The 11,564-nt window shown below is 58.0% G+C and carries 8 protein-coding genes; 3 read left to right on the top strand and 5 right to left on the bottom strand.

The annotated features are described in order from the left end of the window. Positions 1-86: 86 nt before the first annotated feature. The 3 genes from MSL71_RS24325 to argC form a co-directional block, all read right to left on the bottom strand. The gene (locus MSL71_RS24325) at positions 87-1,229 is read right to left on the bottom strand and encodes a TRAP transporter substrate-binding protein (protein WP_246317913.1); all 1,143 of its coding nucleotides are present in this window, start codon (positions 1,227-1,229) and stop codon (positions 87-89) included. A 150-nt stretch (positions 1,230-1,379) separates the two neighbouring features. Next, positions 1,380-1,970: a TetR/AcrR family transcriptional regulator gene (locus MSL71_RS24320; protein WP_180146436.1), complete on the bottom strand. Its 591-nt coding sequence runs from the start codon at positions 1,968-1,970 to the stop codon at positions 1,380-1,382. Between the two features lie 158 nt (positions 1,971-2,128). After that, positions 2,129-3,148, bottom strand: coding sequence for an N-acetyl-gamma-glutamyl-phosphate reductase (gene argC, locus MSL71_RS24315; RefSeq protein ID WP_180146433.1), 1,020 nt, complete (start codon positions 3,146-3,148; stop codon positions 2,129-2,131). Positions 3,149-3,797: 649 nt separating this feature from the next. Here argC and MSL71_RS24310 point away from each other — a divergent pair. The 3 genes from MSL71_RS24310 to MSL71_RS24300 all read left to right on the top strand — a co-directional run bounded on the left by MSL71_RS24310 (position 3,798) and on the right by MSL71_RS24300 (position 5,694). Further along, a complete protein-coding gene (locus MSL71_RS24310; RefSeq protein ID WP_180146430.1) occupies positions 3,798-4,154 on the top strand; it encodes a hypothetical protein in 357 nt (118 codons plus the stop codon). A 135-nt stretch (positions 4,155-4,289) separates the two neighbouring features. Continuing rightward, positions 4,290-4,547 carry a hypothetical protein gene (locus MSL71_RS24305; protein WP_180146427.1) on the top strand — a complete coding sequence of 86 codons (258 nt, stop codon included), beginning with the start codon at positions 4,290-4,292 and terminating at the stop codon, positions 4,545-4,547. An 82-nt stretch (positions 4,548-4,629) separates the two neighbouring features. After that, the gene (locus tag MSL71_RS24300) at positions 4,630-5,694 is read left to right on the top strand and encodes a CapA family protein (RefSeq protein WP_180146424.1); all 1,065 of its coding nucleotides are present in this window, start codon (positions 4,630-4,632) and stop codon (positions 5,692-5,694) included. A 90-nt stretch (positions 5,695-5,784) separates the two neighbouring features. On the opposite strand, the gene MSL71_RS24295 is transcribed toward MSL71_RS24300, so the two are convergent. Continuing rightward, complete coding sequence (locus MSL71_RS24295) at positions 5,785-6,162, bottom strand: NifB/NifX family molybdenum-iron cluster-binding protein (protein ID WP_180146421.1); 378 nt, start codon at positions 6,160-6,162, stop codon at positions 5,785-5,787. A gap of 430 nt (positions 6,163-6,592) precedes the next feature. After that, positions 6,593-11,545 carry a protein kinase domain-containing protein gene (locus MSL71_RS24290; protein WP_180146418.1) on the bottom strand — a complete coding sequence of 1,651 codons (4,953 nt, stop codon included), beginning with the start codon at positions 11,543-11,545 and terminating at the stop codon, positions 6,593-6,595. Between the last annotated feature and the right edge of the window lie 19 nt (positions 11,546-11,564).

Raw genomic sequence — 11,564 nt, 5'->3', positions numbered from 1 at the left:
TAAGGGCTAAGGGCTAAGGGCTAAGGGCTAAGGGCTAAGGGCTAAGGGCTAAGGAAAAGGCCAGAGCCCGGAGCCCGGGTCAAGGGTTAGTTGGTGTAGCCCAGATGGTTTCGGACCTCGGAGAGGTAATCCTTCGGACGATAGGTATCCCCGTCGCCCAGGCGGTTGATCTCCTCTTTCCATGCCTGGTGAACGGAATCGCCCTTCTCTTTAAGCTGCGCCATCTCCGCTTCAGGCAATGCGTAAAATGTCACCCCCTTTGCCTTGGCATCGGCAATCTGCGCCTCCTCCTGGGCACGGGTCTCTTCCCGGATTTCGGCGCACACCTCATGGACCACCTCGATAAAGGTGGCGCGGAGGTCCTCGGGCAGGCTTTCCAGCCAGGCGGAGTTGAACACCCAGATAAACAGCCCCTGGGCGTAGTTGACCCGGGTGTAATGCTTGGCCACCTCAAATTTTTTCGTGATATTGCACACCATGGGGGTATGATCCAGCCCGGTGATCACGCCCTGCTTGAGGGACACGGGCACATCCGGCCAGGGCATCACCACAGGGTTCAGGCCCCAGGCGTCGTACAGGGATTTGTTCACGCCGGCTTCGGCGATGCGAAACTTCACCTTTCCGGCCTCGGCGAGCTGGGTTACGGGGGTTGTGGTGGCCCAGCCGTAGCTTCCGTAGCCGGTGATATCCAGCCCCGTGATGCCCTGATGGGCCATGGCACGCATGAAATGATCAAAAAGGGGCCCGCTTTTGATGAACCGGTCCAGCTTGTCAAAGGTGTTCACCAGGTAAGGAAGGTTGACCAGTCCGAACCGCGGCCCGAGGTTTGTGGCGGCCACCGAACTTACGGCCATGCCCTGGATGGCGCCCATCTGGAGCTGCCCCAGGACCTCCACCTCCCCTCCCAGAACCGAAAGGGGCCGGTAGTCGAAGTAAATTTTTCCCCCGGTCCGCTCCCACAGGACGTCACGGATGGCAAACCCGGCATAAACGCCCTTCATGACGGGATGAGAGACATTGGATACAATGCAGCGGTATGTGGCCGTGGACGGGTCAAACCCGGGCCGCCATTGCTCCAGGGGCGAAGCTGTCTTTGTGGCAGCGGCCTTTTCCGGGGCCGCCTTCTTCCCGGCGCCATTGTCCCCACTGCACCCCACCAGCACAAGCACCCCAAGGAGCACTGCCCTTACCGCCCATCCCGGGCCCATTGCCTTAGTTCTCTTCCCCACGCTCATTCTCCTTCGCTTTCCTGTATCATGATTGCGCCCAAACAGGCTCGTGACCATCGCCCACTTTATGACCAGCGGTCACTCATAGGCACAAAAAAGACAGGCGCTGCCGGCAAAAGGATAAAATCCCCTGCCCCGCCTGTCTTTCTTTTATGGATTGTCGATGTGCAGCACCAGTGTACGGATGGCCGTGCGCAGATCCTCTTTGTCGATGCTGTTGGAACCCAGCAGAATCTGAATGAGGAACCCTTCAAAAAGGGCGGTAACAATACCGCCCAGCTTCTTCGACGGGTAGACAGGCTCCCTGCGGTGGGGAGCCACGATATCGGCAAACAGATCGCTGGAGAGGCGGTAGAAACTCTTGTTGAGTTCTTTCCTCACCTCGTCGTTGCCCGATGCGTGAATGGTGAACTCAAGAAAAACCCGCGCCCACTTGCCGTCGTCAAGGATCTGCTCAAGAAAATCGATGATAACCCCGATGACATCGTCCATGCTGGACGCCTGGTTCAGGGAATCCACGCGACGGGCCCTGTAGAGACGGTACTTCTCTTCCATGATACTCAGGAAGAGATCGTCTTTGCTCTTCCAGTACCTGTAAAAGTTTCCCTTGGCATAGCCCGCGTGCTCGGTGATTTCGGAGATGGTGGTTGTGTTGAACCCCTTCTCTCCGAAAAAATGAATCGCCGAGGCCCTGAGCTCGTCATGGGTCTCCATGGATTTTTCCTGCTGTCGTCGCGCCATCTCACCACCTGTCCGTTCTTCTGGAAAACCGGCACACACAATCGGTTCAATTTCTGACCGCCGGTCACATTTCGCTGATTATGAAAGACAGCTTCCTGCCTGTCAACGAAAAAGAGGACAATCCGGCGCATCGTCCATGGAATCGACGGTCTCCTGAGTTAAAGCAGCCCGGCGCGTTCGTCCAGGCCGGCCATGATGTTCATGTTCTGAACAGCCTGCCCGGACGCTCCCTTGAGGAGGTTATCAATGGCAGACATGACCACCAGGCGCCCGCCGCGGGCATCGGATGCAAGGCCTATATCGCAGAAGTTCGTGTGCTGGACATGGAGAATATCGGGTACCCTGCCCTTCTCGCGCAGCCGGACAAAAGGACTCGCCCCATAGGTTTCAGCAAGGACCTTCCGGGCGTCGTCCTCGGTTTTCCCCTCCACAAGGGTGCAGTAGATGGTGGACAGCATGCCCCGGGTGGCGGGAATCAGATGCGGGATAAAGGTAATCTCCACCGCATCCCCGTGTGCTGCGGAAAGCACCTCTTCGATCTCGGGCCTGTGGCGGTGCCCGTCAACCTTGTAAGCTTTAAACGACTCGTTGGCCTCGCAGAAATGGGACCCCAGGGAGAGCCCCCGGCCCGCTCCGCTCACCCCGGACTTGGAATCGGAAATGATCCCTTCGGCCCGGATGATCCCGGCTTTCAGCAGCGGCACAAGGGCCAGCAGAATCGTTGTGGGGTAGCACCCGGGGTTCCCCACAACGCGCGCGTCACGGATCTGGTCCCGGTAGAGTTCGCACAGGCCGTAGACCGCCTTTTCGGAGAGCTCGGAGGCGGTGTGGGGCTGGTACCAGGCTTCGTAATCCGCCACATTGCGGAACCTGAAGTCTGCAGAGAGGTCCACCACGCGAACCCCGCCCTTCAGGAGACCGGGCACGATATCCATGGGTATTTTATGGGGAAGCGCGGTAAAGGCGATGTCCACCCGGTCGCAGAAGGTCTCGAGGTCAAACGCTTCACAAACCAGCTCGCACCGCCCGGAAAGGGAGGGGTATACGTCGCTGATGGGACTTCCTTCGTATTGACGTGACGTAATAACGGTGAGCTCCACATCCGGGTGAGCCGAAAGCATACGCACCAGCTCGGCTCCGGTGTATCCCGTGGCCCCGATAATTCCTGCCTTTATCATAAAAATCGCCTCCAACTGTCGGTAATGGGTATCCCTGTCGTTTTATTTCGTGTTCCTTATACCCCCTGCCCCGCATTTTTTCAACAGACCGTTTGGTCTTGATATGGCTTGCTCCGCAGCCCTGAAACGCGCTTTGAAGACCCGTGTTACAGGGCTGAACCCCACGCGGGCATTTCCGGGATATCGTGTTGACAATACATTCTTTTACCTATATCATTTGTCACTAAAGCTTGACACTGCACGTGATCTCCGCAAATCACCGGGTCGTCACCACACCCTGATCCGGTACTCAACAGTATTCCACTTCAGCTCAACTCGCTATATCTCTGACTTATGACGTTTTTCAGCCGGTTTGATACGGCTTGTCGTTTTCAAGAACCCTGAATTTGATGGCATCGCAAAAGGTCATTCCCTCACCGAAAGGACGAAGCACAACAAAAGCCGCCTTTCCGAGAAACCGTGGGGTTTGCCACAAAAGGCGCTTTCGGCAATGCCTTTTTACGATAACATCATCGTTGCGCATACCAAACATCCTGCGTGTGCCTGATTACCTGATCGACACCGGTCGTCGGACATCGGGCCATTCCGGTATCAGGTGCGTATCACCCCAAACCACTTCAACGCATGCCCCGCCCTCAAGGAGGAACCCATGAACCAGGCTTTTACCGACATGATGAAAGGCTTTGACGTATGGAAGAGTTGGGATATGTCAAAGAACATGGAGATGTTCAACACGTCCGATGCCGCACGCATGGGAGTCCGGTTCATTGACTTCCAGAAAAGTGCCTTCAACACCACCTTCGACACCATGCTGAAGATGCAGGAACAGTCACAAAAGGTCACCACGGCGTTCATGGCGGGCAACAAGGGAATCCCCGATTCCGGTCGCGCGTTCCTGGATGAGTGGCAGGCCCAGCTCACCAGCAACCAGAATGAGTTCCGAAAGTACGTCACCGATCACTACGATCGCCTCATCGACATGCTGCAGCCCAAAGATGAGAAGTGACAACTTGGAGGCCATGTTTTCAAGCTTTTCACAGACCCAAAGGCGCTACCCGAACCGGCAGCGCCTTTTGTGTTTTCAACACGTCACCCGCCTCTTGCACGCAACGACAACCCCGCAACCCATAAGGATCTTCCCATGAACCCTCTGAACCTGATGCAGCAAATCATCCAATTCCAGAAAACCCTGACGGACAACAGCTTCCGATCCATGAACCTCCTTCTGGAACACGGCGAGCGACTCCAGTACGCCTGGCTCAACAGCGTCTCCATACTGCACGGCCCCGCACAGGAGACAGCAGCCCTCTGGCTCGATGCAAGCAAAACCTCACGGGCCTGTTGGCATTCGGCGGCCAATGCCGTCTTTGCGCCCTTCAGCCCATGGAAAATTTCCTGAAGCTTTCCTTTGCGTTATCTGGCCGATAAGGCTACACTCTCCATTTTTTCCAATAAACGATTCCACGACTCATGAGGCCACCATGACATGCCGCCCACCCGCTAGCGCTCTTCTCTTTCTTCTGATCTGCATTTTGTGCGCGCCCGCTCCGGCCGGTGCGGGCCGGGCCGGACTCACCATCACGGCGGTGGGAGACATCATGCCGTCGAGTTCGTTCCCGGACCCCAAATATCTCTCCCCGATCCCCCATGGGGTCTTCTCCACCACCCTAGCCCGGATCCTGGGGGATGCGGATGTCCGCTTCGGAAACCTCGAAGGCACCATGGCCGGGGACGCGCCCTGCCTCAAGGCCTGCAAGGACTCTACGACATGTTACGCCTTCAACATTCCCTTTGGGTATGCCGACACGCTGAAGCGCGGAGGGTTCAACCTCTTCAGCCTTGCCAACAACCACATCAGCGATTTCGGGGAGCCGGGCCGCAGGAGCACGGTTGCGCGGCTCGGAGAAAGCGGGATTGCCTGTGCAGGCACCCTGGAAAAGCCCTGGGACATTCTCTACGCCAACGGATTGTACATCGGCTTTGCAGCCTTTGCCCCCCACAAGGGGGTAGCGGATCTGCTGGACAGAGAGGCCGCTGTCCGGCGCGTCAGAACCCTCAGCCGCATCTGTGACGTGGTCATTGTCTCCATGCATGGCGGGGCAGAAGGAAACGGGGCAGAGCATGTGCCCCGCGCGTCGGAGACCTACCTGGGAGAAAACCGGGGTGATCTCCATGGGTTTGCCCATGACATGGTAGACGCGGGCGCCGATCTCGTCATCGGCCACGGGCCCCATGTGGTTCGCGGGATGGAGCTCTACAAAGGCCGTCTCATTGCCTACAGCCTGGGCAATTTTTTCACCTGGGCACGCTTTAACCTGGAAGGCCCCAAAGGCCTGGCCCCTGTACTCAACGTCACCTTAGGCCCGGACGGGCGGTTTGAGGAAGGACGCATCCGCTCCCTTCGACAGCCTTACAAAAGCCTGCCCGTTGCCGATCCGTCCCATGAAGCGGCCAGGGAGGCGGCACGCCTCTCTTCTGAGGATTTTCCTGAAAGCCCCCTTCACATCTCAGACCAGGGCGTCCTGTCGGTGCGTGACAAGGGCTGAAAAACAAAAAACGGCAGCCCTTACAACTTGAGGACTGCCGTCAGTTATCTGTGTCACGCCTTTGCCATGCCTTGAAGGCACGGCCATTCACTAGTGGTGGTCGCAGGCATCTCCGTGACCGCCGCACACATCAATGGGCATAAACTCCTTGAGTTCCCCCTTGTCGAGTTTGGCGAGGTTCTCCCGCACCGTCCCCTCCACGGCTTTATAAACAGGTACCGCCTTGTGCTTGAGCTTTCCGAGGGCGCTGCCACCGATCCCCACCACCACCACCGCATCCACGGAACGCCCGCCCAGGGCCTTCAGGGGCTGGCACTTGCCGTGCTGATGGTCCAGGTCCTGGTTCAGCACCTTTTCACAGGTTTCGGTCTCCGTATCAACAATCACGAAAAAATTTGCTGACCCGAAATGGTTGTATACAGGGCTCTCAAGTTCGTCGAATTTTTCTGTCGGGAACGCGATCTTCATGGGAACAAACTCTCCTTTGACATCTGTGGTCGGACTCAATAACGATGAATGCAACGGCATGCGTTGCGTCAAAGCGGCGCTGAAGCGTTTGGTGCCTGTGGCGCCCCATCATGAAACAGTCAAAGAAATATAGGGATCGAATCTATCGTTGTCAACGGGAAGGGAACGCGATGAAAAAAGGAGGGACCGGGCTCCCTACGCCGCGGAGAGCAGCGTTAATGCCAGGGAGCCCGAGGGTGAAAATAGTCTCTTGATCATGTAAGGTCTGACATCGGGAATTATCGATTTCTTATGAGGTGGGATAGGGTTCCTGGATTCACCTTGTCAGAGGAGGCGTCCGAACCGAAGGTAACACAATCCTTAGCAGATTCATCGGGAATGTGTTAACCGTAAAAACACGGTAAAAATACGGTAACCCATACCGTGTTGATTACATCTGCATCAGGTAAACCTTCAAGTTCACCCCACTTTTCTTAAGCCCCAGTTTTTCCCGAATACTGTCCCGGTAGGCATCGATGGTCCGGGGGGACAGGTTGAGCAGGTCGGCAATCTCCTTTGTGGTCTTTCCGCTGCGCACCAGCTGGGCGGTCTGGATTTCCGCCGGGGTCAACCGAAAATAGCCGGCATTGATGTTCCGCGCAAAGGGTGAGAGGATGTCGTCGATATTCTTCCCCAGCATCTCCACGAGGTTCTCCTGGGCCTTTGTCAGCTGGGTCCCTTTGAGCCTTTCGATGTAGGGTAAAATCAAGTCATCCACATTTCTCATCATGTTTTCCTGAATCTCACTCATGTTTTCATCGCTCTTGCTCAACATCTGCTTCAGGGAAATGTTGGCCTCGGACAACTTTTCACCGGACTCCTTGAGCTCCCTCTCCTTCTCTTTGAGGGCATCCTCTTTGGCCCTGCGGTCCGTCACCTCGTTTTTCAGCACCCGGTTCACCATCTGGAGTTTTTCCGCCTGGTCCTTCAGGCTTTCATACAGCCGGGTGTTTTCCATGGCCCCGGCCATCTGGGAGGCAAGGGTTTTGAGGACGCGCAGGCGCCGTCCGTCAAAAAGATGGTCCAGGGTCCGGTTTTCAAGGTAGAGGATACCACATTGCCGGGATTGTACCATGGACGGAATGCAGATGGCACTGCCGCACCCAAAGTCATCAAAGTAGGGATCATAGACCACGGGGGTTTCACCGTGATTGTACTGAAGCAGACTGCCGGTCCGGGCCACGTAGTGGATCATCGCCACCGGCAGCCGGGTCTCCTCGGAAAGAACGGAAGAGCCGCAAAGGGAAACCTCCCTGGCACCGAACCCCTTCCACGCCTCAAGCCGGACCTGGCCGTCATCCGTGCGACAGACCGCACCGGCCTCGGCACCGCCGTACTCAAGGGCCGTGTCAACAAGCTTCCTGACGAGCCGATCGTAATTCCGTTCCGTGGACAGGGCCTCAAAAGCCCTGGAGAGCCCCTCCAAATCGAGAACCCCCTCACTTGAACAGCACGCCTCACCGGAATATCCCCTGCGGGAAAGCCCCCGAGCCTTACCGGCCATGGACGGAAGACGCCAGAGCACCTGCTCGTAGTCCGTCTCGAGTTTCCGGGCTTTGGCCTCGGCCCCCCAGAACCGCCAGAGGTTCACCGCATCTGTGAGGCACACCCTTGCCAGCCGCTTCCTCCCCATTTGCAGATAGCAGGCACCGGCCCTCTCCGAGGCATACGCCTCATGAAACGTGAAGTTGTTTTTCTTGGCCTTCTCAGCGGCCTGCTCAAAATGATAAACCGCCTTCTGGACATTCTTTCGAGCCATGAACCGCTCTGCCCGCACCATGTCATGGAGATGGGCAAAGTTACACGGCGCATCCACCGCCGCCTTGCCCAGCTTTTTTTCGATTTCCCGGACCAGCTTCATCCATCCGTTCTGCCGGAATGGAAGTCCCCTTCCCCCGTGCCGTGCGCAGATCGCCGCGGCAAAAGCCGAAAAAACCGGAATGGTGTACGTGCTGGTCACCATGTCGATGAGGGCCGCATACCGCCCCACATGATGCAGGGCCAGGGCGTCGTCCCCGAAGAGAAAAGCCAGGAGGCCTTTGGTGATATGGTAGTTCAATGCGGCGATATGGTCGTTGGGCATGTCGCCCCCGCGGGGGCGCTCATCATCGGTGAAGAAAGGACCTGAAAACGCTACGGGCTGGGCTTTGGCATCGGTGAGATTGGCCACGGTCTGCTGAAGGTTACGGACGGTCCCCGTGAAGGGGAGCCTGAGGCGCTCCATCTCTTCTCCGTAGGTCACCATGTCCCGAGCCAGCTGGTGCAAATCATCGGAGCCGAAAAAGCGGGTGTAAAACCATGCGGAGACGGCCCCTCCCGCATACTCTGTGTCCCCTTCGGCCAGAGACTGCTCGTAGGCGCGCAGGTACACCGGAAACAGGTCCTGAATGGGCTCTTTCCAGTGCTGGACAAGACAGACCGTAAGAGACAGGGTCTTGCCCCGGACCCCGGACTGCTCCTCTTTTTCCAGAAGCGAAAGGGCGTTGTAGGCATGGGCCGTCCCCTTCTCCACCTTGTTGTCGACCCGGAGGCAGATGAACCCGTAGGCGGCCAGGAGAAACGGGGTGTGTTTGGAACGACCGTGCTTCAAGCTGTAACGCAGGGCGGTGAAGATAATCAGAGGCGACAGCTCGCTTCCGGAGAGATAGGCGGCCATGGTGGCCGAGAAAAAAAGCTCCATGATGGAGAGATGCTCGGCATCTGTCATGGCGGGAACCTGTTCGAGCCCTTTTCGTCCCAGTCGCGCCAGGGAACTGCGGATGCGCAGAAGCCCGGCCAGCTGATGCAACCGGGTGGCCTTCTCGGGCAGGCGAAAACCGAACCGGCCCAACGCTTCCCTTGAAAAGGCAATGGCACCCGTCAGGTCGTTGGCGGCAATGGCTCCGCGTATTCGCATGCGCCAGACATTCACACAGTCCCAGTCGTTTCTCGCCTCCTTCTCCACGGTGGCCACGTGGGCCTCCATGACCGTGTACTCCCCTAAGGCATACGCGGCTTCTGCAGCGGCCGAGGTCATCTCCAGGCTCAGGGAGTACTCCCGCTCCCACCCGTCCTCCCCCAGGAACCTGAGCCCGCACCGAAAGCACTCAAGGGCCTGTCCGAAGGAGGACGTCTCCATGGCCTGCTTGCCAGCATCGAGATTCAGCAGGACCAGCTCCTTGCGGTAGCTCTCCCGTATGGGCACCGACCCCGAGGCATTGAACTGATAGACAATATCAAAAAGGTAGGGACCGGCCCGATGCTTGAGCCCCTCATAGATATGCATTCCGGCGCTGAAGTGGGCCAGCTCCCGCTGACCTTGAGTCATGCGCTCATAGGCGGCCTTCTGCACCAGGTCGTGGGCAAAACAGTATCCCTCCCGGGTACGCACCAGGATTTTTTTGTCGCAAAGGAGCTCAAGACCTTGCCTGACCTTCTCTTCCGAGCGCTGAACCACCATGGCAAGGAGTTCGGGCACCACCTTGTGCCCCAGCAGGGAGGCCGACTCCACAAGCCTTCTCATCTGCATGTCCAGGCCATCCACCCGCTCGGAGATCCACTGGGCCGCCGAGGTGCACATGGGAAGGGCCTCGAGCTTTTGCTGGTTCCAGTGCCAGGTTTCTCCCTCGGGGCCGTGGGCCCTGACCAGTTCACCGCCGGAAAGAATCCGTTCGAGAAAGGCGTTCACATGATAGGGAATGCCGCCGGTCTTGGCATACACCAGCTCGGCCAGGGGGGCGATCCTCTTTCTGTCCTCGCCGAGGCACATGGAAAGAAAGGTCTCCACCGCAAGGCTGTCCAGTCCCTGGATGGGCATCACATCCACAATGCCCTCCTTCTTCATGGTCGAGGCCTGGAAAAACGATTCCACCAGGGCGCTTTTGCCCTCACTGGTTCGAAAGGCGGCAAGCAGCCCCACCTTCTCCCCGGAGATACCTGTCAACAGGTTGAGAAACAGGCGGGAGTCCTCATCGGCCCACTGGATGTCATCGATAAACAGGATAAGGGGCCGCCCCATCTGTTTGAACACCCGGAAAAAGTTGGCCATGGCCATGTGGATGACGTTGGCCTTGGCCGATGACTCAAGGTCCATGGGGGCCTCACCCTGTTCCGTCTCCAGAAGCAGGGAAAAATCAGGCACCATGGACGACAGGACGGCGACCCCGTCCCCCATGAGGCGCTTGATGACCTTTCGCCACTCCCGAAGCTTGGCGTCGGGTTCGCCCAGCAGGGTGCTCACCACCTGCTGCAGTGCGCCGACAAAGGCGGCACCGGGCCGCTCCACGCTCTGATCGAATTTGCCGGAGGCCACGATCACTTCGGGGTGGTGCTGGCGGGCATACCGGCAGAGCCACTCGGCCAGGGCGGTTTTCCCGCATCCCGCCGCCCCGGAGAGCACCATCACACCGGGCCGTTCAAAGGCAGCGGCACCGACTTCGGCGATGCCCTTGACCCATTGTGCCAGCTCCCGTTTTTCGTCATCCCTGCCGCAGAGCACCGCCTCACCATGGGGCAAAGAGGGCCGCAGACTGAGGTAGTCGGCCGACTCACCGGTGCGCATGCCTGCCTCCATGGCCTCGATGAGGGCCTCGGCAGAGGGAACGCGCCCTTCCGGGTTTCGATTCATCAGGCCCATGATGATTTCATCAAGCCAACGGGGAATCTCGAGGCAGAGCGAACAGGGACGGGCAGGCGTCAGGGCCACCCGGGAATGAATCATTCCCCCCACCGTCTCCATGTCAAAGGGAAGGCGACCGGTGAAGGCCTCGTACATCACCACACCCAGGGAGTAAAGATCGCTGCGATGATCCGGTTCCCCCTCCCTGGCGACGGTGAGCTCCGGGGCACTGTAGGCAAGGGCCGTGAGCAGGTGATCCACTTCCTGGAACTCGTCGTCCCGGATCACCCCGGGTTCGTTGTTGAACCCGCCCATCTGCACCTGGCCCGTATCCTGATTTACGATGATGTGTGAAGGGGTGATGTGACCGTGAACCACGCCTGCCTGGTGGCAGTATGCAAGGGTGCGAGAAAAGTCGAGGAACCATGAGATGAGAACGTCGCGACCGGGAAGTCCTGTGTCGTATAGTTTTTTGAGGGGCTCGCCGTCGATGTCTTCCAGAATGAGGGTCAGCCCCAGGGACGTCTGTTTCAATCCATAGGTCTTGATGATCCCGGGGTGAGACAACTCCCTCAGGATGGCGTATTCATGTTTGACCATCTCCACCTCGGACTCGCCGGGGCGTTCACGCTTCAACACCTTTAAAATAACTTTTCGGCTGTGTGCCGTGCTCCATGCCCTGTAGTACCCGGACACCCGATCCTGAAAAACCAACTCCGGCTGAACAAATTCGTCAATAACAGCCATGCGCCCCCTCCATCTCCGC

The sequence above is a fragment of the Desulfoluna butyratoxydans genome (assembly GCF_900699765.1).
Taxonomy (GTDB): domain Bacteria; phylum Desulfobacterota; class Desulfobacteria; order Desulfobacterales; family Desulfolunaceae; genus Desulfoluna; species Desulfoluna butyratoxydans.
This window is presented reverse-complemented; position numbering and strand designations above follow the sequence as displayed.

Excerpts from the sequence above, each read along its gene's own strand:
- MSL71_RS24305 (WP_180146427.1), top strand. The coding sequence starts at position 4,290 with ATGAACCCTCTGAACCTGATGCAGCAAATCATCCAATTCCAGAAAACC.
- MSL71_RS24295 (WP_180146421.1), bottom strand. The coding sequence starts at position 6,162 with ATGAAGATCGCGTTCCCGACAGAAAAATTCGACGAACTTGAGAGCCCT.
- MSL71_RS24310 (WP_180146430.1), top strand. The coding sequence starts at position 3,798 with ATGAACCAGGCTTTTACCGACATGATGAAAGGCTTTGACGTATGGAAG.
- MSL71_RS24300 (WP_180146424.1), top strand. The coding sequence starts at position 4,630 with ATGACATGCCGCCCACCCGCTAGCGCTCTTCTCTTTCTTCTGATCTGC.
- MSL71_RS24290 (WP_180146418.1), bottom strand. The coding sequence starts at position 11,545 with ATGGCTGTTATTGACGAATTTGTTCAGCCGGAGTTGGTTTTTCAGGAT.
- MSL71_RS24320 (WP_180146436.1), bottom strand. The coding sequence starts at position 1,970 with ATGGCGCGACGACAGCAGGAAAAATCCATGGAGACCCATGACGAGCTC.
- argC (WP_180146433.1), bottom strand. The coding sequence starts at position 3,148 with ATGATAAAGGCAGGAATTATCGGGGCCACGGGATACACCGGAGCCGAG.